Below are 23,338 nucleotides of genomic sequence, written 5' to 3' on the forward strand. Positions count from 1 at the left end.
AGAGAGGTCATCATGAGCGAAAACGTTTATCAATTTATCGACCTACAGCGCATCGATCCGCCCAAAAAGCCGCTGAACATCCGCAAAATACAGTTTGTGGAAATATATGAGCCCTTTCTGGACACTCAGGCCAAAGCGCAGGCCGATCGCTGTCTGTCCTGCGGTAACCCTTACTGCGAGTGGAAGTGCCCGGTGCATAACTACATTCCGAACTGGCTGAAGCTGGCCAACGAAGGGCGCATCATGGAGGCGGCAACGCTTGCCCACCAGACCAACAGCCTGCCGGAAGTGTGCGGACGCGTCTGCCCTCAGGACAGGCTGTGCGAAGGCGCATGTACGCTCAACGACGAATTCGGCGCCGTCACTATCGGCAACATCGAGCGCTACATTACCGACCGCGCGCTGGCCGAAGGCTGGAAGCCGGACATGTCGCAGGTCAAGCCTACCGGTAAGCGCATTGCCATTATAGGTGCAGGCCCGGCCGGCCTCGCCTGTGCTGACGTGTTGGCCCGCAACGGCGTACAGGCGGTCGTATTCGACCGCCATCCTGAAATAGGCGGCCTGCTGACCTTCGGCATCCCCTCTTTCAAATTAGATAAAGCGGTGATGACCCGTCGGCGTGAAATCTTTACCGAAATGGGCATTGAGTTTCGTCTCAATATCGAAATCGGAAAAGACGTTAAGCTGGACGCGCTGGTTGAAGAGTTTGACGGCGTGTTTCTCGCCGTCGGCACCTACCAATCGATGGCCGGAGGCCTGCCCAACGAAGAGGCCAACGGCGTACTTAACGCGCTGCCCTACCTTATCGCCAATACCAAGCACCTGATGGGCTACTCTTCAACCAAAGAGGAACCCTACGTCAGCCTTGAAGGCAAGCGGGTTGTCGTTCTGGGCGGAGGCGATACCGCCATGGACTGCGTCAGAACCGCCGTTCGTCAGGGCGCATCGCAAGTAATCTGCGCTTATCGACGGGATGAAGAAAACATGCCGGGCTCGCGCCGCGAGGTCAAAAACGCGCGCGAAGAAGGCGCTGAATTCATGTTCAACCTGCAGCCGATAAGCATTGAGGTTGACGCGGTCGGCCAAGTCAGCGGCGTTAAGGTTGTGCGCACCGAACTCGGCGCGCCGGACGAAAAAGGACGCCGCTCGCCCCAGCCGGTAAAAGGTTCGGAACATACCCTAAGCGCTGACGCCGTCATCATGGCATTCGGCTTCCAACCGCACGCCATGCCGTGGCTGAAAGACTTCGGCGTTACGCTTGATAGCCGCGGCAGGATTTCCGCGCCCGACGTCGGGGAGTATCCGTATCAAACCGGCAACGAAAAAATCTTTGCCGGCGGCGACGCAGTACGAGGTTCCGATCTGGTAGTGACGGCCATCGCCGAAGGAAGGAAGGCGGCTGAAAGCATGATGTCTTACCTCGGCGTTTAACCGAGTTGAAAAACGCAAGAAGGCGATCGGGCGATCGCCTTCTTGCTATTCTTTTCACTCATTAGGATGCGTACTTTTCCGCAACTTCCTCTGATGCATGCTTAATAAACAGCCCACGCAGCCATTGAACCGCAGGATCGTGGTGCACGCGGTGGTGCCAAATCAAACGGGTGAAAAACGTTCGGGAGTCGCAGGGATAGGGTAAAACCTCCAGGTCAGCCATCTTCGCAAAGTGCAGCGCCGTTTGCCGCGGCAGCGTCAGGACAAAATCCGTTTCGGCCAGCACCATCGGCGCAGCTAAAAAATAGGGCACCGTCATTGCGATATCAAACTCACCCGTTTGCGGAAATGCGGCTTCATCAAGCGCGTAACCCTGTTCCTGTTTTCCATCGTGCACCATCACCTGTATGCGCCGATAGCCGTTGATTTTCTCCTGCGTCAGCCGGTTTCCCTCCTGTATGTAACTCACCAACGGATGTCCCTTGCGCACAACGCAAGAATATGACGTCTGAAACAGGTTTATTTCGTGGAAATCGGGCGGCATCGTCACCAGAGGAAAAATCGCAAGGTCCATTCTGCCGTATTTAAGGCTGGAACAGAGATCGTTGCCGATAGGCAGAATCTCAATCCTGGCCTTTGGCGCCTGGTCAAACAGCTCTTTTATCACGCGGGAAAAGATGGAAAACACGCCGTTATCCACGGCGCCAAGATAAAGCGTCCGCGTTAGCGTTTCGGGCCTGAATATATCCGGTTCGGTCAGCCTTTCCAACTCAAGCAGCGCGGCCGTAATGCGAGGGGAAAGCGCCTTCGCTCTGGGCGTAGCCTGCATGCCGTATCCCGCTTTGATAAACAGGTTATCGTTAAAAATAGATCTCAGCTTGGTCAACGCTCTGCTAGCCGCCGCCTGACTCATTCCCTGCTTATTGGCCGCCAGCGTCAAAGACTCTGTTTCTGACAGCGCTCTGAACAATCCAAGAAGTTCAGTATCCAGAGGTACATTTTCCACTTTACGCATGATCGTTATCCGGAAAGGGCTCTTTATCTCTTTTTAGAGATAACCTACTATCGCCATAAAGTAAATAAATGTAAAAAACGTAACGTGATCCAGTTCAAACTTATATCAAATAACTATTTGATTAAATTGAATTAAGACTGTTAATAACTTAGATAAATCATCTACTAACCGTAAATTTTTTCATATCTTATTTAACATAATTACTGAAAGAGGTATGACCATCAAAATAAAAAGGCAAAGGAATCACGTAGTTACTTAATCGTCATCGAATAACTACGGGTTGCCTTCAGAATTTAGTTATAACGCTTTGAAAACAAAAGTAACGAGTCGCTTTTTTACATAAACGCGACGGGACTTTTACGGCCTTAAGACTTACGGGGCAAACAGACGGTTTAATCAAAACGACGCCCTCAAGATTTGCAAAATTATTATTGCCAACTCAGGAGAGAATCATGTTTACAAAGACCAGAAAAACGCTGGTAGCTAGTGCAATCGTATTAGCCTTCGGCTTGACCGCAACCAGCGCGCTTGCCGCAGGCTTTAAGCCGCCTCAGCCAGCGGCAAGCCTGGGCGCCGTCATCGTGGATCCGTACGGCAATGCCCCGCTGACGGCTCTGGTTGAGCTCGACGGCCACAAGATTTCCGACGTTAAGGTTGTCGTTCACGGTAAAGGCGACAAGGGCGTAGATATTAAATACGACGTCGGCGCCGAAGCGCTGAAAAACTACGACGGCGTTCCCATCTTCGGCCTTTATCAAAAGCACGACAACAAGGTGACCGTTGAGTTTAAAGAAAACGGCAAGCCGATGAAGGACGAATACACGATAAAAACGTCCGCCATCGTAAACAACTATATGGACAACCGTTCTATCACCGACCTGCAGGAAACGAAAGTCGTTAAGGTCGCTCCTGGTTTTGAAGACCGCCTTTATCTGGTCAATACCCACACCTTTACCGCCCGCGGCTCTGATCTGCACTGGCACGGCGAAAAAGACAAAAATGCCGGCATTCTTGACGCAGGCCCGGCGGGCGGCGCCCTGCCTTTTGACATCGCGCCGTTCACCTTCATCGTTGACACTCAGGGTGAATACCGCTGGTGGCTGGATCAAAACGCCACCTACGACGGTCGCGACGTTAACATTAACAAACGCGGCTACCTGATGGGCATCCGCGAGACGCCTCGCGGTACGTTTACCGCCGTTCAGGGCCAGCACTGGTACGAGTTTGACATGATGGGCCAGATTCTGGTCGATCATAAGCTTCCCCGCGGCTTCCAGGATGCAACCCACGAGTCGATTGAAACCTCCAAAGGCACCGTGCTGCTGCGCGTCGGTAAACGCAACTATAAGCGCGATGACGGCCTTCACGTTCACACTATCCGTGACCACATTATCGAAGTGGACAAAGCGGGCCGCGTTCTCGACGTTTGGGACCTCAACCTGATCCTCGACCCGCTGCGCGACAGCCTGCTGGGCGCGCTGGATGCCGGTGCGGTTTGCGTTAACGTCGACTTGGCCCACGCGGGCCAACAGGCCAAGCTTGAGCCGGATACGCCGTACGGCGACGCTTTGGGCGTTGGCCCTGGCCGCAACTGGGCGCACGTCAACTCCATCGCCTACGACGATAAGGATGACTCCATCATTCTTTCTTTCCGCCATCAGGGCGTCGTGAAAGTCACCCGCGACAAGAAGGTGAAGTGGATTCTGGCGCCGTCCAAAGGCTGGAACGAGAAGCTGGCGCCGAAGCTGCTTAAGCCGGTGGACGCTAACGGCAAGCCGCTCAAGTGTGACGAAAACGGCAAGTGTGAAAACACCGACTTCGACTTTGTTTACACCCAGCACACCGCTTGGCTTTCCAGCAAGGGGACGTTAACGATTTTCGATAACGGCGACGGCCGCAACCTTGAACAACCCGCGCTGCCAACCATGAAGTATTCACGCTTTGTTGAATACAAGGTTGATGAAAAGAACATGACCGTTCAGCAGGTCTGGGAATACGGCAAAGACCGCGGCTATGACTGGTATAGCCCAATCACCTCTATCGTTGAATATCAGCCTGACCGCAACACCATGTTTGGCTTCGGCGGCTCGATTCACCTGTTTGACGTCGGTCAGCCAACCATCGGTAAGCTGAATGAAATCGATTACAAAACCAAAGAGGTCAAGGTAGAAATCGACGTTCTGTCAGACAAACCAAACCAGACGCACTATCGCGCCGTACTGGTTCGCCCAGAAAACATGTTTAAAAAGTAACTAACCCAAAGGCCCCGCACTGCGGGGCCTTTAAATGCCAACTTGAAAATATTTATGCATCAAGGAGTTATTCCATGTATACCAGTCCGTTTAAGAAAGTATTTAAAAGCGTTCTGTGCGCAGGCCTGCTGGCTACGTCATTTATGGCGTCAGCCTTTACTGAGGGAACTGACTATGTCGTTTTGGAAAAGCCAATTCCTAACGCCGAAAAGACGCTGATTAAGGTCTTCAGCTATGCCTGCCCGTTCTGCTACAAGTATGACAAGGCCGTAACGGCTCAGGTCTCTGAAAAAGTGGCCGACGTCGTGACCTTCGTCCCCTTCCACCTGGAAACAAAAGGTGAATATGGTCGTCAAGGCAGCGAAGTTTTCGCCGTACTGATCGCCAAAGATCAGGCCGCAGGCCTCTCCCTGTTTGACGCAAATTCACAGTTTAAAAAGGCCAAATTCGCCTATTACGCCGCCTACCACGATAAGAAGGAGCGCTGGTCTGACGGTAAAGATCCGGACGCCTTTATCAAAACGGGTCTGGACGCAGCCGGTATGAGCAGAGCCGATTTTGACACCGCGCTGAAAGATCCAAAGGTTCAGGAAACGTTGGAAAAATGGAAAGCGGCCTATGACGTCGCCAAGATCCAGGGCGTTCCGGCCTACGTCGTCAACGGCAAGTATTTGATCCTGACCAAGAGCATCAAGTCTGTCGACTCCATGGCCGACTTAATCAAAGAGCTGGCCGCTAAATAAGGATTTCACATTATGTTTAAGAAAATGTGGAGAGACCTGCGTACTACTCCGGTAGATACGCTGGTGAGATGGCAAGAACAGCGCTTCCTGTGGCTTCTGATGGTGGTTGTCATGGGTGGGCTTATCATTCTTGCGCACTCGTTTTTTCAAATCTATCTCTACATGGCGCCCTGTGAACAGTGTGTATACATCCGCTTTGCCATGTTCGTTATGGTCATTGGCGGGCTTATTGCTGCAATCAATCCCAAAAATGTAGTTCTAAAGCTGATTGGCTGTATTGCCGCATTTTATGGCGCCATTACGGGAATGCTTTACTCCATTAAGCTGAACAATATACACCACGCCGTTCACAGCCCGGATGCGCTGTTCGGCGTTCAGGGGTGCTCTACCGATCCTAACTTCCCCTTTGGCCTCCCTTTGGCCCAATGGGCGCCCGAATGGTTCATGCCTACCGGCGACTGCGGTTACGATGCTCCTATCGTTCCGGACGGCGTAACGCTGAGCAGCTTCCAGCAGTTTTTTGTCGACATGTACGTTCAGGCCGAAGGATGGTACCTCATCCCTTCGCTGAAGTTTATGAACATGGCGCAATCCTGCTTCCTGGCGTTCGGGCTTTGCTTCCTCATTTTGGTGGTTATGACCATCGCTTGGGGAATCAAGCTTACCCGAGGTAACAGTAAAAAGACGGCCATTGCATAGCCGGTGAGATAGATGCAAAAAGGCGAAGCACAATGCTTCGCCTTTTTTATTTTTCTATTCGCCGTACGCTTCGGCTACTTCACGACTCTCAGAGCGGGCCTTCCGCGAGGCGGCGGCGTAGGTTCATCATCATCGCCATCGGCGTCGCTTTTTCCAGCGGACTCTTCCTGCGTTGATACCAGATGGATCCCGCTTTCGGGCTGAATCTCATCGGAAAAGATCTCTTCCTGCTCAAAGCCGTGCGCATCCGGGTACTCTTCTGGCTCAAACGCCATCCCGGCTCCGTTCTCTCTGGCGTAGATAGCCAATACGGCCGCCAAAGGGATCTCTACGCGGCGAGGAACGCCGCCGAAGCGAGCATTGAATCGAATTTCATCATTGCCCAGCTCCAGATTACCGACGGAACGCGGCGCGATGTTTAAAACTATCTGCCCGTCGCGAACGAACTCCATAGGAACAACGACGCCTACAACCGTGGCGTCGACGATCAGGTGGGGCGTCAGCCCATTGTCCAACAGCCAGTCATTAACGGCTCGCAGCAGATAGGGTCGACGAGGCGTCATCCCGCTTATCCTCTCATCTGCAGGCGCATTTCGCGCTCAACTTCCGTGAGTGAAGCTAAGAACGACTCGCGCTCGAATACGCGGTTCATATAGGCCTTAATCTCTTTCGCGCCGCTTCCGCTAAGCTCAATGCCCATTTGCGGCAAACGCCAAAGCAGCGGAGCAAGATAGCAGTCAACCAGGCTAAACTCTTCGCTCATAAAATAAGGCGATTCGTTGAAAATAGGCGCAATAGCCAGAAGCTCTTCACGCAGCTGCTTGCGTGCTGCGTCAGCGTCCTGAGCGCTGCCGGTCAGGATAGCGTCGAGCAGCGAATACCAGTCCTGCTCAATACGGTGCATCATCAGGCGGCTGGTGCCGCGGGCGACGGGATAAACCGGCATTAGCGGAGGATGGGGGAAACGCTCGTCCAAATATTCCATAATAATTTGGGACTTATACAGCGTCAGCTCGCGATCGACCAGCGTAGGGACAGAACCATAAGGATTCAGGTCGATTAAATCCTGCGGCAGGTTATCCATGTCGACCTGTTCAATCTCAACGCTCACACCCTTTTCAGCCAGAACGATACGAACCTGATGGCTATAAATATCAGCCGGGCCGGAAAACAGCGTCATTACCGAACGTTTATTGGCAGCGACAGCCATGAAAACCTCCAAGTTTCTCAATTGATAGCTTATGTATAGTGACAGCGGCGGCTTAAGCGTTCATCCGCCAAACGCCTGTCTCAATAGGGAACATCAGTAATAGAATTCACTTATTGATTCAATAACGCATACTAAACGTCGGCTAGTTTAGCAGATTTTCTACGCACTTGATCAGATGAGCGTGATAATTTATCCATCATTCACGGCAGATTATTATTCCACCGTAAAATAACGTTATTTTGCAAAGCGTGAAGATAAAAAAACCCGGCAATGCCGGGTTTTTTAATATTAATTGGCTGCCGAAACGGCAAACAATTAACGCTTGGAGAACTGAGGACGACGGCGTGCTTTACGCAGACCGACTTTCTTACGTTCAACTTCACGTGCGTCACGAGTAACGAAACCTGCTTTACGCAGTTCGCCACGCAGTGACTCATCGTATTCCATCAGCGCACGGGTGATACCGTGACGGATAGCACCAGCTTGACCAGAGATGCCACCACCTTTAACGGTGATGTACAGATCCAGTTTACCAATCATCTCGACCAGTTCCAGCGGCTGACGAACTACCATGCGGGCAGTTTCACGGCCGAAATACTGTTCAAGGCTGCGCTGGTTAATAACGATGTTACCGCTACCCGGCTTAATAAAGACGCGTGCGGAAGAGCTTTTGCGGCGACCAGTGCCGTAGTATTGATTCTCTGCCATTGCCTATATCCCGATTAAATGTCCAGAACTTGCGGTTGTTGTGCCGCATGGTTGTGCTCGTTACCTGCGTAAACTTTCAGTTTACGGTACATTGCACGACCCAGCGGGCCCTTAGGCAGCATGCCTTTAACCGCGATCTCGATCACGCGCTCAGGGTGGCGGGCAATCATCTCTTCAAAGGTCGCTTGTTTGATACCACCGATATAGCCGGTGTGGTGATAATAAATCTTGTCAGAACGCTTGTTGCCGGTTACGGCAACTTTTTCTGCGTTCAGAACGATGATGTAATCACCGGTATCAACGTGCGGAGTGTATTCCGCTTTATGCTTACCGCGCAGACGGCGAGCCAGTTCAGTAGCAAGACGGCCCAGCGTTTTGCCGGTCGCATCTACAACATACCAGTCACGCTTTACTGTTTCTGGCTTAGCTGAAAAAGTTTTCATTAAATAACTTACCCAATCTAAAGTTACACGTTGGTGAACACCAATCGTCAAGAAACGTTATTGAGGCTCACACGACCAATCGAGTCCAGCAAACCTACCCCTTCGAGCAGTACATGCCGACACTATCAAGGTTCTGGGAAAAAAACCTTGTTGTAACGTGGGGTCGCAAGATTATAGAGAAGTCGACCACAAAGATCGACCTGTTTTTACGCCGTTGCGATGATTTATTCTATATAAAAGAAAACGGCACCGATAAACTCGATGCCGTTCCATCCAACGCTCTGCGAACGCGCCGCAGAGCATTTTGGAAATCTATCAGCCGCCGATGATGCCCATGCTGATTAACATTTCCCACCAGCCCAAGCCAACCGTCATGTGAACAGCCAGACTCAGGAAGGCTACGACGCCGCCGATAATCCACCAAGAGCGGGTATCGTTGTAGCCAGCACCGAATACGATAGGAGCCGCAGCGCCTCCGTAATGGGTCAGGCTGCCGCCGTAGGAGTTAGAGAACAGCAGGCCCAGCGCCAGCAGCATCGGAGGAGCGCCGGCAACCATGCCCACGGTCGCAAACACCGGCACCATCGCCGCAACGTAAGCGCCGCCGGAGGCAAACAGGTAACGAATGGCTACGCTGATAAACAAAATCACGAACAGCGCCATCATCGCGTTATCGCCGAAGGACAGGTTCTGGTTCATCACTTCCGCCAGCCACTCAAAGAACTTGGCCTTGGTCAGAACGCCGGACATACCGATGATGCCGCCGTACCAAATCAGGGTGTTCCAGCCGCCCTTGTTCTTCAGAACGTCGTCCCAAGTTACTACGCCGCACAGGATGGTCAGCGCCATAACGCAAATAGCAACGGTTGAAGCATCAACGCCGATGAGGCCTGAACACATCCAGCCAAGCAGAGCCAGAACGAACAGAACCAGCAGCAGCTTCTCGCGCAGAGACATCGGCCCAAGCAGCTCAAGCCCTTCTTTTGCGATCTTCTTGTTATCAACCTTTTTAAGCTCAGGCGGATACATTTTGTAGATCATAAACGGCGTCAGGATCAGCATGATCAGACCCGGTACGCAGGCGGCCAGCGCCCACTGACCCCAGCTCAGCTGAATGTTCAGGATCTTGGACATCATCTCCAGCGCCAACGCGTTAGGCGCCATCGCCGTCAGGAACATATAGCTGGTGGTTTTCGTCACCATATAGATGTTAACCATCAGGTAATGACCGGCCTTGCGCGGACTGTCGTTCGGATCTGAACCTAAAGCGACGGAGACGCTGTTGATGATCGGGAACACGATCCCACCGGCGCGCGCCGTGTTGGACGGCGTAGCCGGAGCGATTAACAGGTCCAGAATTGCGGTGACGTAGCCCAGGCCCAGCGTCGTTCCGCCCAGCTTGCCGATCAGGATATAGGAAATACGCTTACCTAAACCTGTCAGAACAAACGCGGAACTCAGCGTAAACGCGGCGAACACCAGCCAGGTCGTACCGGAAGAGTAACCCTTCAGTACTTCACCAGCTTTCAGCCCTTTATCGCCGAATACGCCGATAACAACGGCGGTCGCAGCGATTGTACCCAGCAGGATAACCGGCTCGGAATACGGCTTTAACACCAGACCAACGATAGCGGCTAAATAGAGACCGAACAGTATCCATGCGAGATGAGATAATCCCGCCGGCGTCGGTATCAGAGCCACGATAATGGGAATCGCTATTAGCAATAATAGCTTCCACATTTTCTCTTTACTCATTACGGACATTCTCCTTGATAATAAAAAACACAAACCGGCCCCACGTTTAAAAAACTTAAACGTGAAAATACTTATTAAAGAATTTTAAAATTAGGTTATGGCGTTATTTCGTTATCTAACCGTTAATAATAAATTAAAAAATTTGAAGCGGGATTTTCGCTTCTATAATGTTTCGCATAATGCGCCATACTTGACGATAAATATGTGACACAGGCTAAAGTTGATATCATAAATTTAATGTTTTTAATTTCCGTTTTATTCCTTATCAACCTTATGGATTTAATTACTCCTATGGCTAAAACCCGAATAAAAAAGGGCGCCCATCAAAATAGGCGCCGTTTAACATAGTGTAACGTTATTCTATTTAAAATAGCTTACTGAGGAAAACTACATAACGCGTAGACAGCTGAGCGCGCCAGATTAATATACCTCAACCTCGCCTTTCATTAAGACACGAGCCGTTCGGTATACGGTTCCATTTAACGCGTTGAACTCTCCCTGATGATTTTCAACGTTGGCGCTGACGGAAAGTATTCCGCTACAGTGTCCAATATTTAATTCATCTTTATGGTTAATGTCTTTAGTGATCTCATTAACCAGCGTTCCTTCAATTTTTGCCGCAACGCCAATACAAACACCCCCGGTAATAGCCAATACGGGATGAAGTTTTCCCATTGACAGCATGCGGGCCTGAATGTCGACGTCATTCTTGTTGACGTTCTCACCGGCCAGGCTGACGTAGCCAGCGGCAGGAGCGACAAAACAAAACTTCGGCACGGCTTGGCTGTTGACGCGAGCGTCGTCCATATCCTTCGCTAACCCGATCAGTACCGCAGCGGCTTCGCGGATAGAAAGCATTCTTCTTAACAGTTCGGGATCGCTGTCAATCTGGGCGGGAAGTTCGCCGCCGGTTAGCCCAAGGTCCGCTGCTCTGACGAACACCAGAGGGTTTGCCGCGTCAACAATCGAGATTTCCACAGGACCAACGCCGGGAACGTCTATCGTATCCTTGACGTTACCCGTTGGCAGCAGCTTGCCCGTTACCGCACCGCCAGGACACAGGAAGTCCAGCTGAATGCGAGCGCCGGTACCCGGTACGCCCGAGATGGCGAAGTTGCCGTTGTACACGACCTTGCCGTTTTTGACCGGCACGTGCGACACGATGGTTTTCTTGGTGTTGGTGTTATAAATTCTGACCTGCGTTACCGGCTCGGTGATTTCATCCACCAGGCCTCTTTCAATTGCAAAGGGGCCCACCGCCGAAGAGATGTTGCCGCAGTTTCCTTTACGATCTACCGCATTAGCCGCCGTTTCAACCTGGCAGAACGTATAGTTGACGCCGTTTTTCTCTTCCGGGCGTCGACTTACGATCATTGCCTTGCTGGTGGTCGACGTTCCGCCTCCCATGCCGTTAATCTGTCTGCCTGACGGATCGCTGCTGCCGTAAATCTTACAAAGCCACTCGTTCTGCGTGGCGACATCGGCAGGCATATCGCTTTCAACAAAGCAGCCGGCCTTACTGGTTCCACCCCGCATCCAGAAGCAGGGTACGCTATGACTTTTCATATAAAACCTCCAGTGACGTTTCGTCGTTTTAATTTTTTCCGTATGACTCGGGAAATTGAGCCAAAAACCAGGTCACAATAAGAAGATCGGCGCTGCCGCCGGGGCTTAAGTTTCTTTCAATGCACTGATTGTCGAACTCTTTCAGGCGGGCGATGTAATCCGACTGCATAACGCCGCCGTCGGCTAAAAACTGCTGAGCCGTTTGCTTAATCCAGCTCAGCCCTTGTGCGCCGCCGCGGGAAGCAACGTTAGTGTCGCCGTTTACCGCCATCAGGCTTAACAGCGCCTGAAGAAGCGCCCTCTGTGGGTCGATGCCCTGAGAAATAGCCTGCTGATAAACGGGAAGAGAAACCGTCGATACTAAAGAAAAGCCTGACTCGGCTTCTCCCCTTGCGCCGGTTAAGCCGAACTCTCGGTACAGCCGCTGGCCGGCAGTGAGCGAAGGGTTATTTTGAGCAAGTTCGTTGGCGACCATTCCCTGACACATGTCAGCCACCGCTTTACACAGGTTAAGCTGCGTGACGGGGCGCTGCCCAGCCACCAGCCGCCCCATCGCGGTGGCCAGCAGGCCGAGAGAGAAAATGGTTCCCTTATGGGTATTCACCCCCGACGTCGCTTTATACATTGACGATTCACAGGCCAGCCCCAGCGGGCGAATGCCGTGCAGCACGTCGCGACTCGTCTGCTGATATGAACTCATGCCGTATTCGACAAAATAGGGGATCCACGTTCTGATGGCGTCCGCGCTGCGGTAGAAATCAACAATTTCCATATCCTTGTGGGCGCCGCTGTTGCGCATGTCCACAAGCCCCGGTTTCGGCGTCAGGTTGACTTCGTTCAGCATGGCGCCATGCGCCAGCTGGCTACAGCGGACAACCCAAGGCAGCTTGTTAATTTCAAGGGAAACGGGTTTTTGAACGGGATCGGTGGATTTCAACATCATAAGAACAGCGCCTCCATTGCCTGACTCAGCGCTTGTAAAGAGTGGGTTCGTTCGCGGGCGCAAATGCGCGCATCACGCTCACAAACCAGACAGCGCCTAGGCCCCAGGCCTAGCGCCTGCCGGGACAAAATCCCGTTTTTGCCGATAACGTCAATATCCCAAAGGCGCCCTGCGGCGCTTTGCTGCTCCAGCTCAACGCTGGCGCGTTTGACGTCTTCTGCGGGTAAATCTATCGCCATCAGCCCTTCCGGGCCGGTCGGCAGACAAAAGATTTCCTTGGCCACCGTGCGCCAGCCCTTTTCAAGGCTTAGTGCGTCCAGCGCCTGCCAGGCCATGTTAAAGGCCTGGCGGGACAGTCGAGTGTCTTTAAACTCTCCCGGAACGACTATCGTCAAAGAAACTATGGTCATTTCGTAGCGGCTAATCCAAGCCCGCTGCCGCTCCTGACGAGCCTCTCTGCTGAGTAAAACTTCCTCCAGAGAGACGCTGCGTTCTTCGACGAGTTCCGGGAGAATGCCCATCGCGAGCTTACTCTTTTATTTGATTAACAACGTCAATCACGGAGCCGTCACGATAGCGCACCACTGCCACAACGCGGTCAGTGAACTCAATCGGCTTAGGCGCGCCGGTCAGAGCCACCGCGCGTTCGTACAGCGCTTCGATGGTGGTCACCGGCATGCCGGCCTCTTTCAGACGCTCAGCCAGTTCCGGACGCGCCGGGTTAACGGCGATACCGTGGTCGGTAACCAGAATGTCGATGCTGCTTCCCGGAGTGATCATCGTCGTAACGTGCTCAACGATGGTCGGAATGCGACCACGCACCAGCGGCGCTACGATGATAGCCAGCTGAGAAGCCGCAGCGGTATCGCAGTGGCCGCCAGAGGCGCCGCGCAGTACGCCGTCAGAACCGGTCAGTACGTTGATGTTGAACTTGGTGTCGATTTCCAAGGCGCTTAAGATAACCACGTCCAGACGCTCAACGGACGCGCCCTTGGAGGTGAAGTTAGCGTACTGGTTAGCGCTGATCTCAACGTGATTCGGGTTGCGGGCCAAAGAGGCCGCCGCGCCGGCGTCAAAGCTCTGAACGTCCAGCAGCTTTTCAATCAGCCCCTTCTCGTGCAGATCGACCATTGCGCTGGTAATGCCGCCCAAAGCAAATCCGGCCTTCACGTTCTGGCTGCGCATTTTGCTTTCCAGGAAGCGAACTACCGCCAGAGAAGCGCCGCCGGTACCGGTCTGCATAGAGAAGCCCGGCTTGAAATAGCCAGAATTGATGATGACGTCCGCCGCGCGACGAGCAATCAGCAGTTCGCGTGGGTTGGTGGTCATACGGGTCGCATCGGCACCAATCTTTTCAGCATCGCCTACGCGCTCAACCTGCACGATCATGTCGACCTGATCCTGACAGATGCTCAGCGGATGATGCGGATAAGGAAGGATTTCTTCGGTCAGCATAACGACCGTCTTGGCGTTTTCAGCGTCTACGCGAGCATAGCCCAACGAGCCGCAGCACGCTTTGCCGGTGTAACCGTTGGCGTTGCCGAACTCATCACAGGCCGGGACGCCCAGAAAAGCGACGTCAATATTCAGCTCGCCGGACTGAACCAGATTCACGCGTCCGCCGTGGGAGTGAATGTGTACGGGCTCTTTCAGCAGGCCGCGGGAAATCTCTTCCGCCAGCGGGCCGCGCAGGCCAGAGGTATAGATCTTGGTCACGACGCCGTTGCGAATGTGTTCAATGACCGGAGAGTGGCAGCCGGCCAGCGAACTTGACGCCAGCGTCAGGTTTTTAAAGCCCATCGCTGCGATTTGCGCCATAACCAGGTTAATAGTCAGGTCGCCGCCGCGGAACGCGTGGTGGAAAGAGATAGTCATGCCGTCTTTCAGACCTGAGCGACGGATAGCCTCTTCCAAAGAAGAGCACATCTTTTTATTACGCGGCCTTTGAGCCTGTAGTTCTGCTTTCGGCATATCGCTAAACGGCGACAGCTTACGGCCTTCAGAACCGTTACAGATATTCATTACTTGTTGTTGACGAGACATTTCGATTCACCCCACCTTATTCTTCACGGATGCCGGACAGCGCTGCGCGCTGAACCACCAGACGGGCACGTTCGATAATCGGGCCGTCAATCATTTTGCCGTTAAGAGAAACGACGCCTAATCCTTCTGCCGCAGCCGCTTCAGCCGCTTCGATCACGCGCTGAGCGTGGTCAAGCTCTTTTGCGGTTGGCGCATAAAGGTTGTGAAGAAGTTCAATCTGGCGAGGGTTAATCAGAGACTTACCGTCAAAGCCCAGCTGTTTGATGTGAGAAGCTTCGTTGAGGAAGCCCTGCTCGTTGTTCGCGTCGGAATATACGGTATCAAACGCAGCGATGCCGGCATGGCGAGCGGCCTGCAGAATGGAACAGCGCGCAAACAGCAGCTCGATGCCTTCGGGAGAACGCTCGGTGCGCAGGTTGCGCACGTAGTCTTCCGCACCCAGAGCGATACCGATCAGGCGCTCGGAAGCATGGGCGATCTCTACCGCATTGTTGATGCCTTCGGCGGATTCAATCGCGGCCATCATGCCGGTGCTGCCGACTTCGCGTCCGCACTCACGCTCGATGCGCTCGATCTCTTTTTCCATGTCGACGACGTCCTGCGCGCGGTCGGTTTTTGGCAGGCGAACGATGTCGACGCCGCCGCGAACTACGGCTTCGAGGTCTTTAATACCGAATTCGGAATCCAGCGCGTTAACGCGAACGACGGTTTCAATCTTTTGATACATCGGATGCTGCAGCGCATGGAAAACCAGCAGTCGAGCAGCGTCTTTCTCTCTGAGCGCGACGGAGTCTTCCAGGTCGAACATGATGGAGTCAGCGGAGTAGATAAAAGAGTTGCTGACCATAGCGGCATTAGCGCCGGGAACGAACAGCATGCTGCGGCGGACGCGTTTTTTCAATTCAGGCTTCATTTCAATGCCTCCCACGGTAGCGTTTTGCTGTCACTGGCCCTTAGCAGTACGGTTTGTAAGCGAGCGCGCAGGATGCAGTCCAGCGCGCCTTTGTCGTCAACAATAAGCTGAACGCCGGTAACGCCAAGCTTGGCTAAGGTGTCCATCACGGTCTCCCGGATAGCGTCGCCAAACTGCTTCTCTACGCTGCTGTTCAACTGTAGGTCGATCTCCTGTCCATCGATTGGAGCGACCCGCATCATGACATCGCTTGACTCAAGCGTGCCGGCTACGGCTTCTTTGATAATTTTCATAGTTCACCTACGGTAATAACGGAATCTTCTGTTGGGGCGTCCGTGGACTTCTGGCGAAGGAGCGGGCTTTTTAACAAATACTGATACGTGCACTCCGGAACCAGATGAGAAATGGTGTCCATTTGCCCTTTCGACAGCAAACGACGCACCCATGAGGCTGAAACGGCCGTCCCTTCATGCTGCAGACGTTCTATTTCAACCAGTTCAATCGGCGGGCTGGCAAGCTCTGGCGTGCCGAGCCAATAACGCATGTCGGCATTGTATTTGCGGGTCACTTCGCAAAAGGGTTCCGTGCCGACGAAACGATGCGTTACGCCCAAGGCCGGAGCCAGATACTGCCGGAAAATTTTGAGGTCGATTTCGGTATAGCAGTTGTCGACGATGCCCTGCTCTTTAATGAAATAGCAGGGGAAGGTCGCGCGCGAAATCATGTATTCCGAACCGGGATGCACCGTCAGGTTAGGAATATTGGCCGTTCCCTCCGTCACCAGCTTCAGGCGATCGACATAGGGGAACGTGGAGGTATTTTCTTTAACCAGAAAAAGGTGGAGCCAGTCACACTGCGCGGCGGCCTGCTGAACCAGGTATTGATGGCCTAGCGTGAACGGGTTAGCGTTCATGATGATACAGCCGATTTTATCGCCCGGCTTACGGCTTTTCGCCAACTGCTCGCCGTAGCGCTTCAGGCGGCAGCTGCTGTTTTCCATTAAAACGATAGTTCCGGGAACGGAAGCGATCGGGAAAAAGCCGCACTGGCGGAATAGCACTTCGTTTTGCGTCTTTGTATAGATGAAAAGATGAGTATGGTGGCGCTCGTAGGCCAGGTTGACCAACTCCGTCGCCAGAGAAAGGGCGATGCCCTCACCGCGAAGATCCTCGCTTATCGCTACGCACTTGATAATATTATCGGCAATTCCGCCACAGGCGATAATTTGGGAATCGCGAGTTACGGTAATAAATTCTTCAACGGTGGTGTCAATATTCAAATCGTTTTGACGAAGGAATTTCACGATCTCGGCAATCTTTTTAAACTCCGAACGCTTTACCCGATTGAATATTGTTGAATTATACATAATTCATTCTCTATAGACGTATTAATAAGACAACAAAGAAATACTTAAAGGCAGGCGACACGCACGGGCGCCCGGCCGAAACCACAGTCAGAGTCAAAGCGCAACCTATCCCCAGCAATAGGCGGCATAAATGAAAATGTCTTTTTAATCATTAGAAATGATAAGCCAATTGACTAATATTATGGCGAACCACATCATATTAATTAGCTATAACCAGTTAATTGATCTGCTTCACAGATAACTGAATAAATAGAAATAACTTAATGGTTTTTATTAACTTTATTAATTAAATGCATTTTATAACCAAATTAATTATATTTAGTATATCGGATATCGTAGAATAAGAAATAAAAAAGCGAATGTTAAATGCATATTAAATTAACCAAAGATTATATGAAAAGTATGTTAAAGAACATGTCGTTTCAATGGCGTGTTTTTTTACTATTGCTTGTCGTGTTTACGTTACTTTTGGGCGCATTAAACAAGTTCGTCGAATATCAGCTAGATATCTATCTAACCGATAAAGTCAGCGAAATCGCTATGAACCAGGCCAAAATCATCGCTTCTATGGATGACATCATCGAAGGCGTGGAACATAGGGATACGACAAAGCTTAAAAAAATTGCCGACAGGCTAAGCATGGAGTCCAACTTCAGCTATCTGGTCATAGGTGATGAAAACTCCGTTAGGCTTTATCACCCCAATCCGGAAAAAATCGGCTACACCATGCAGTGGAACAAGCCGGGCGCGCTGGAACGCGGGGAGAGCTACATCATCAGCAGCGAAGGCTCTATGGGCCTCGCGCTAAGAGCCAAAACGCCGATATGGGATAAAAACAACAAGGTTATCGGCGTTATCTCCCTTGGCTATCTCAATAGTAAAATCGATATCTGGCGCTCAAATCAGATACTTCCTTTGACCAGCGCCCTGCTGCTTATTCTGTTTGTTTTGATTTTTCTTTCCTGGCAGTTCTCCACCCACATCAAAAAACAGATGATGGGTATGGAACCTGCAGAGATCGCACGCGTGCAGCGACTGCAGGACGCGCTTTTCGATGCCGTATTTGAAGGCCTGATCGCCGTCGATACGGAGGGGAAGATCACCGCTATCAACCAAAATGCACAAAAAATGCTAAAGCTGACCGGCGCGCCGAAACATCTCATCGGTCTGGGAATCAAAACGCTGGTTACGCCTTCTGACTACTTTACTGAAAACCAGGGCAATAACCGTATTGATGATTTGCTGGTTCTTAACGGAGTAAAAATCATCGCTAACCGCGTTGGCATTTGGATAGACAATGAATTCCAAGGATGGGTAATAAGCTTCCGGCGTCAGGACGAGCTCAACATGCTGAGCGCCCAGCTGTCGCAAATCCAACAGTACGTAGAGAATTTACGCACCCTGCGCCACGAACACCTGAACTGGATGTCCACTATTGGCGGGCTGCTTCAGCTAAAAGAGTACGATCGGGCGCTGGAGATGGTGAAATTTGAGTCGTCTAATCAACAGTCTATTATCGACAATATCAGCAGCATGTTTAAAAACCGCCTGATTGCGGGACTGCTGTTTGGCAAATATCATCGAGCGAAGGAACTGGGGCTTGAGATCGACTTTATATCGGGGAGCTCACTGAGCGCCACTCCGGGGCCGCTCACCGAAAATGAGCTCGCCAGCATTTTGGGCAACCTGCTTAATAACGCTTTTGAGGCTACGCTAAAGAATCCGGACGGTAGCAAGATAGTTGAGTGCTATATCTCGGACGAAGGCGAAGAGCTGGTGATTGAGGTTTCGGATCAAGGTTCTGGCATAGCGCCCGACATTCGCGACAAAATTTTTACCCGCGGCGTATCCTCCAAACGAAGCGGCGATCACGGAATAGGGCTTTATCTGGTTAAAACCTATATCGATCAGTACAACGGCACCATTACGATAGAAGATAACGAGCCCTACGGTACTGTGTTTTCTATTTTTATTCCTAAGGGGACAGCAAAAGGAAATTAGTCATGAAATACCTGAACATATTAATCATCGAGGACGAAACGCCGCTGGCCGAAATGCACGCTGAATTTATAAAGCGCCATAGCGCCTGCCGTCAGGTATGGTTGGCCGGTAATCTGGAACAGGGCCGGATGATGATTGCCAACTTCAAACCCGACTTAATCGTGCTGGATAACTACTTGCCCGACGGCAAAGGGATCGAACTATTACAAGAACTGTCCGCCGCCAAGTATCAAGGGCAAATTATCTTCATTACGGCCGCCAGCGATATTGAAACCGTCGCTGACGCTATCCGCTATGGCGTATTTGACTATTTGATAAAGCCGGTTTCCTACGACAGGCTGGAGCAAACGCTGGAACGCCTAAGCCACCTGCACCGCGTACAGCGTCAGGCAGAAGACGTCAGCCAGTGGCAGGTCGATGAAATGTTCAATACGTTTGCTCGCATTCAAGCCAAACCGTCAATGCCTATCGGCATCGATGAAATTACGCTGAAGGTCGTACAGGACGCCTTCATCGACAGCGGCGAGGAAATTGGCTACACGGCCGAAGACATTGCCAAAAAGCTAGGCTTAAGCCGCACGACGGCCCGACGCTACCTTGAGTTTTGCACAAAAGAAAGCTTCCTTAAGGCAGAGATCATTTACGGTAAAGTAGGCCGTCCTCAACGCATTTACCGGCTCAGCCCGCAGAGAAAAGAGAACTAATCGACTGGTGGGCAGACGTTCGCTTTCTGCCCGGCCTTTTGAGATGAAAAACGCGTCTTTATCATGATAGGATATAACAACATACTGATTGAGGTTCCCCCAACCCTATCTTTGCAGGTATAGTGATGCGCGAGAACGCGGGGGAACTGCGGGCTGTGTCACCGTTTTCCGGCCTTTTGTCGGGTTTGTCCCTCTGTAATTTATGACCGTAACAAGGAGTCACTATGACTTGGGAATATGCACTGATCGTTGGCTTAGTCGTCGGGCTTATTATTGGCGCCTTAGCCATGCGGTTCGGCAACCGGAAGCTGCGTCAGCAAACGGCACTACAACAAGAGCTTGATAAGAGCAGAGCCGAACTGGAAACCTACCGTCAGGAACTGGTCAATCACTTTTCCCACAGCGCCGAACTGCTTGAAAAAATGGCTCAGGACTATCGCCAATTTCACAAGCATATGGTGAAAAGCTCTACTACCCTGCTGCCTGACATGGCGTCCAGCAACCCTTTTAGCTATCTCAACTTTAAGCCTGGCGCAGCCGATAGCGAAGAAGATCGCATGAGTCCGGAACATCCTCCTCGCGACTATTCCGAAGGAGCTTCAGGCCTGTTTCGGCCAGAGCGCAAAGAATAAGCAAAATAACTCGACGCGGCGCCGTTTTTAACGACGCCGCAGCTACTTGAATAACATTACCTTTCTTTACGTTCCCCGTTCTCCCGCATGCCGTCTGGATTTGAGGCCGGTCACATTTCTAACATTTCCGCTTCCCCCCTGACGTAATGTGTTCTTTGATGAACTTTTTTCGCCTATGCCGGGTCTTAGATTAGCTACTATCATAGAGTAAGGGCCTGTCCCAGTAGGTATATATTGGCACTGCCCGTATCCAAACGGGCAAATTAAATAGCCTAATGGGATTGGCCCTAAGAAGCTTTATCAGCGGCCGCTTATGCGGCTTCTATTTAGGTTAAAGGTTGGTATTGAGAGTATATAACCCATGAAGAAAACAACGTTATTATTGAGCGCCCTGACCGTCAGTCTAGGATTAACTTTTTCCTCAGTACCGGCAGCCAACGCCGCTCTGCCTACTGCCGTCGCCGGTGAGCAGACGCCAAGCCTGGCGCCCATGTTAGAGAAGGTACTGCCCGCGGTCGTTAGCGTCTACGTTGAAGGCACTCAGGTTCAGCGTCAGCGCATTCCTGAAGAGTTTAAGTTCTTCTTCGGACCGAACATGCCGTCCGAACAGCAGAGCGTACGCCCGTTTGAAGGCCTGGGTTCCGGCGTAATTATCAACGCAGAAAAGGGCTACGTCGTCACCAATAACCACGTGGTGAACAACGCCGACAAGATCCGCGTTCAGTTAAACAACGGCAAAGAGTATCAGGCGAAGCTTATCGGCCGCGACGAGCAGTCGGATATCGCCCTGCTTCAGCTGATTGACGCCAAAGAAAAAGATCTCACCGCCGTCAAAATGGCGGACTCTGATTCCCTGCGCGTCGGCGACTTTGCCGTCGCCGTCGGTAACCCGTTCGGCCTGGGGCAAACCGCAACCTCCGGCATAATCTCCGCTCTGGGCCGCAGCGGCCTGAATCTGGAAGGGTTTGAAAACTTCATCCAGACCGATGCCTCCATTAACCGCGGCAACTCCGGCGGCGCGCTGGTCAACCTGAACGGCGAGCTTATCGGCATCAACACCGCTATTCTTGCGCCAAGCGGCGGTAACGTCGGTATCGGTTTCGCCATTCCAAGCAACATGGTGCAAAGCCTGACCGAGCAGCTGATAAAATACGGTGAAGTCAAGCGCGGCATGCTGGGCATCAAGGGCAGCGAAATGACCGCCGAGATGGCGAAAGCCTTCAAGGTTGACGCACAGCGCGGCGCCTTCGTCAGCGAAGTTATTCCCAAGTCTGCCGCAGCGGCTGCGGGCATCAAGTCCGGCGACGTCATCGTGTCTCTTGACGGCAAAACTATCAGCAGCTTTGCCGAACTGCGCGCCAAGGTCGCGACCGCCGGTGCGGGCAAGAAGGTGAAGATGGGCCTGCTGCGTGAAGGCAAGCCGATGGAAGTGGACGTCGAGCTGCAAAACAGCGACCAGTCCTCCACCAGCGCGGAAACCCTGATGCCGGCTCTTCAGGGCGCAACCCTGAACAACGGTGAAGTCCAGGGCAACAAGGGCGTCCTGATTAAAGACGTTGAGAAAGGCTCTCCGGCTGCTCAAAGCGGCCTGCGCGCGGGCGATATGATCATCGGCGTTAACAGCGAGCGTACGCAAAACCTCGGCGAGCTGCGTAAGATTCTGGACGGCAAGCCTAACGTAGTCGCGCTGAACATTTTACGCGGCGACGATAATATCTACCTGATCCTGCGCTAACCTCGATCGCAAAAACGGATACGGCGATGTGCCGTATCCGTTAAAGTCATGTTATCCTTAACTACCCCTATTTTTCCTGATGACATGCATGTTTGCCAAACTGTTACGCTCAATTCTTATCGGCCTTATCATCGCTGCGACGCTGCTGACCATTTTCCCGTCGCTGCGCGATACCTCAGGCCTGCTGGATAATTCGCTTTCGCTCTCCCTTGGCGAAGCGCCCGCGAGCTATAACAGCGCCGTCAAGCGCGCCGCCCCTGCGGTAGTCAACATATACAACCGCAACATTCACAGCCAAAACGGGCCGGGCATCAATACGCTGGGCTCTGGCGTCATCATGAATAAAAAGGGCTACATCCTCACTAACCGACACGTTATCGTCAACGCCGACCAAATCATCGTCGCGCTGCAAAACGGACAAATCGACGAAGCGCTGGTTGTCGGAAGCGATACCCTAACGGATCTCGCCGTTCTGAAAATTCAGGAAGGCAATCTGCCGGTGATACCTATCAATACCAAAAGGACGTCCCACGTCGGCGACGTCGTTTTAGCGATCGGCAACCCCTATAACCTCGGGCAAACGGTAACTCAGGGCATCATCAGCGCAACCGGGCGCATCGGCCTAAGCCCCTACGGCCGCCAGAACCTGCTTCAGACCGACGCCTCCATTAACCACGGCAACTCCGGCGGCGCGCTGGTCAACTCGCTTGGCGAACTGGTCGGCATCAATACGCTGTCGTTGGATAAACGAACGGACGGCGATACGCCGGAAGGCATCAGCTTTGCTATTCCCATCGAGCTGGCGACCAAAATCATGGATAAGCTTATCCGCGACGGGCGCGTTATTCGCGGATATATCGGCATCGGTGGCGGAGATCTTGGTCAGGTACAGGCGCAAAGCGGCCCGTTTGACCGACTGCAGGGCATCCTGGTCAGATCGGTAACGCCCGGCGGGCCGGCGGATCGTGCGGGAATACAGGCCGGAGATATCCTGCTGAGCGTCAACGGCAAGGCCGCTGGTTCAGTTCTTGAAGTTATGGATCAGATAGCCGAAATTCGCCCCGGCACCAGCATTCCGGTAGAGGTCCTACGTCGAGGCCAGAAAACCACCGTAACCGTCACTATCGCTGAATACCCGGCGACCTGACAGGCTGGCTGAATAGACACCTAAAGCAAAGG

Annotated in this window: 22 protein-coding genes; 9 read left to right on the forward strand and 13 right to left on the reverse strand. The window is 52.3% G+C overall.

Features of this window, described 5'->3' with window-relative positions; translation table 11 throughout:
- Nucleotides 1–12 precede the first annotated feature (12 nt).
- The gene (locus V8L73_RS15155) at nt 13–1,431 is read left to right on the forward strand and encodes an FAD-dependent oxidoreductase (RefSeq protein ID WP_347253372.1); all 1,419 of its coding nucleotides are present in this window, start codon (nt 13–15) and stop codon (nt 1,429–1,431) included.
- Between the two features lie 61 nt (nt 1,432–1,492).
- On the opposite strand, the gene V8L73_RS15160 is transcribed toward V8L73_RS15155, so the two are convergent.
- On the reverse strand, nt 1,493–2,446 hold the full coding sequence (locus V8L73_RS15160; RefSeq protein ID WP_051155727.1) for a LysR family transcriptional regulator: 954 nt from the start codon (nt 2,444–2,446) through the stop codon (nt 1,493–1,495).
- Between the two features lie 452 nt (nt 2,447–2,898).
- On the opposite strand from V8L73_RS15160, the gene V8L73_RS15165 reads away from it, so the two are divergent.
- The 3 genes from V8L73_RS15165 to dsbI all read left to right on the forward strand — a co-directional run bounded on the left by V8L73_RS15165 (nt 2,899) and on the right by dsbI (nt 6,140).
- Complete coding sequence (locus tag V8L73_RS15165; RefSeq protein ID WP_027274902.1) at nt 2,899–4,698, forward strand: aryl-sulfate sulfotransferase; 1,800 nt, start codon at nt 2,899–2,901, stop codon at nt 4,696–4,698.
- A 74-nt stretch (nt 4,699–4,772) separates the two neighbouring features.
- Nucleotides 4,773–5,441, forward strand: coding sequence for a thiol:disulfide interchange protein DsbA/DsbL (locus V8L73_RS15170; RefSeq protein WP_027274901.1), 669 nt, complete (start codon nt 4,773–4,775; stop codon nt 5,439–5,441).
- Between the two features lie 12 nt (nt 5,442–5,453).
- Nucleotides 5,454–6,140: a protein-disulfide oxidoreductase DsbI gene (dsbI, locus tag V8L73_RS15175; RefSeq protein WP_027274900.1), complete on the forward strand. Its 687-nt coding sequence runs from the start codon at nt 5,454–5,456 to the stop codon at nt 6,138–6,140.
- Between the two features lie 74 nt (nt 6,141–6,214).
- On the opposite strand, the gene sspB is transcribed toward dsbI, so the two are convergent.
- From sspB to citC, 12 genes are all read right to left on the reverse strand, one after another.
- Nucleotides 6,215–6,703: a ClpXP protease specificity-enhancing factor gene (gene sspB / locus V8L73_RS15180; RefSeq protein WP_027274899.1), complete on the reverse strand. Its 489-nt coding sequence runs from the start codon at nt 6,701–6,703 to the stop codon at nt 6,215–6,217.
- A 5-nt stretch (nt 6,704–6,708) separates the two neighbouring features.
- Nucleotides 6,709–7,350, reverse strand: coding sequence for a stringent starvation protein SspA (gene sspA, locus V8L73_RS15185; protein WP_261832035.1), 642 nt, complete (start codon nt 7,348–7,350; stop codon nt 6,709–6,711).
- Nucleotides 7,351–7,665: 315 nt separating this feature from the next.
- Entirely contained in the window at nt 7,666–8,058 is a 393-nt protein-coding gene (gene rpsI, locus V8L73_RS15190) for a 30S ribosomal protein S9 (RefSeq protein WP_027274897.1), read from the reverse strand.
- A gap of 14 nt (nt 8,059–8,072) precedes the next feature.
- On the reverse strand, nt 8,073–8,501 hold the full coding sequence (gene rplM / locus V8L73_RS15195; RefSeq protein WP_027274896.1) for a 50S ribosomal protein L13: 429 nt from the start codon (nt 8,499–8,501) through the stop codon (nt 8,073–8,075).
- A gap of 315 nt (nt 8,502–8,816) precedes the next feature.
- The gene (locus tag V8L73_RS15200; RefSeq protein ID WP_347253373.1) at nt 8,817–10,256 is read right to left on the reverse strand and encodes an anion permease; all 1,440 of its coding nucleotides are present in this window, start codon (nt 10,254–10,256) and stop codon (nt 8,817–8,819) included.
- 420 nt (nt 10,257–10,676) lie between these two features.
- Nucleotides 10,677–11,822: a 2-methylaconitate cis-trans isomerase PrpF family protein gene (locus V8L73_RS15205; RefSeq protein ID WP_347253374.1), complete on the reverse strand. Its 1,146-nt coding sequence runs from the start codon at nt 11,820–11,822 to the stop codon at nt 10,677–10,679.
- A 28-nt stretch (nt 11,823–11,850) separates the two neighbouring features.
- The gene (citG, locus tag V8L73_RS15210) at nt 11,851–12,765 is read right to left on the reverse strand and encodes a triphosphoribosyl-dephospho-CoA synthase CitG (protein WP_347253375.1); all 915 of its coding nucleotides are present in this window, start codon (nt 12,763–12,765) and stop codon (nt 11,851–11,853) included.
- Nucleotides 12,762–13,286, reverse strand: coding sequence for a citrate lyase holo-[acyl-carrier protein] synthase (gene citX / locus V8L73_RS15215; RefSeq protein WP_261832032.1), 525 nt, complete (start codon nt 13,284–13,286; stop codon nt 12,762–12,764). Before citX ends, citG begins: the two co-directional genes overlap by 4 nt.
- Before the next feature lie 7 nt (nt 13,287–13,293).
- On the reverse strand, nt 13,294–14,808 hold the full coding sequence (gene citF, locus V8L73_RS15220; RefSeq protein ID WP_036023981.1) for a citrate lyase subunit alpha: 1,515 nt from the start codon (nt 14,806–14,808) through the stop codon (nt 13,294–13,296).
- Nucleotides 14,809–14,824: 16 nt separating this feature from the next.
- Nucleotides 14,825–15,721, reverse strand: a complete 897-nt coding sequence (gene citE / locus V8L73_RS15225) for a citrate (pro-3S)-lyase subunit beta (RefSeq protein ID WP_027274890.1) — start codon at nt 15,719–15,721, stop codon at nt 14,825–14,827.
- Nucleotides 15,718–16,014 carry a citrate lyase acyl carrier protein gene (gene citD, locus V8L73_RS15230; protein WP_027274889.1) on the reverse strand — a complete coding sequence of 99 codons (297 nt, stop codon included), beginning with the start codon at nt 16,012–16,014 and terminating at the stop codon, nt 15,718–15,720. The genes citE and citD overlap by 4 nt, the downstream gene beginning before the upstream one ends.
- Nucleotides 16,011–17,087 carry a [citrate (pro-3S)-lyase] ligase gene (gene citC / locus V8L73_RS15235; protein ID WP_027274888.1) on the reverse strand — a complete coding sequence of 359 codons (1,077 nt, stop codon included), beginning with the start codon at nt 17,085–17,087 and terminating at the stop codon, nt 16,011–16,013. Before citC ends, citD begins: the two co-directional genes overlap by 4 nt.
- Before the next feature lie 366 nt (nt 17,088–17,453).
- On the opposite strand from citC, the gene dpiB reads away from it, so the two are divergent.
- The 5 genes from dpiB (at nt 17,454) to degS (ending at nt 23,306) form a co-directional block, all read left to right on the forward strand.
- Nucleotides 17,454–19,088, forward strand: coding sequence for a sensor histidine kinase DpiB (gene dpiB / locus V8L73_RS15240; RefSeq protein ID WP_422655593.1), 1,635 nt, complete (start codon nt 17,454–17,456; stop codon nt 19,086–19,088).
- 2 nt (nt 19,089–19,090) lie between these two features.
- Entirely contained in the window at nt 19,091–19,792 is a 702-nt protein-coding gene (gene dpiA, locus V8L73_RS15245) for a two-component response regulator DpiA (RefSeq protein WP_027274886.1), read from the forward strand.
- Nucleotides 19,793–20,016: 224 nt separating this feature from the next.
- A complete protein-coding gene (zapG, locus tag V8L73_RS15250) occupies nt 20,017–20,424 on the forward strand; it encodes a Z-ring associated protein ZapG (protein ID WP_027274885.1) in 408 nt (135 codons plus the stop codon).
- A 361-nt stretch (nt 20,425–20,785) separates the two neighbouring features.
- Nucleotides 20,786–22,159 carry a serine endoprotease DegQ gene (gene degQ, locus V8L73_RS15255; protein WP_027274884.1) on the forward strand — a complete coding sequence of 458 codons (1,374 nt, stop codon included), beginning with the start codon at nt 20,786–20,788 and terminating at the stop codon, nt 22,157–22,159.
- An 88-nt stretch (nt 22,160–22,247) separates the two neighbouring features.
- On the forward strand, nt 22,248–23,306 hold the full coding sequence (gene degS / locus V8L73_RS15260; RefSeq protein WP_027274883.1) for an outer membrane-stress sensor serine endopeptidase DegS: 1,059 nt from the start codon (nt 22,248–22,250) through the stop codon (nt 23,304–23,306).
- The last annotated feature ends 32 nt before the right edge of the window (nt 23,307–23,338 follow it).

Origin of the sequence: Leminorella grimontii, assembly GCF_039789245.1 — a bacterium.
Taxonomy (GTDB): Bacteria; Pseudomonadota; Gammaproteobacteria; order Enterobacterales; family Enterobacteriaceae; genus Leminorella; species Leminorella grimontii.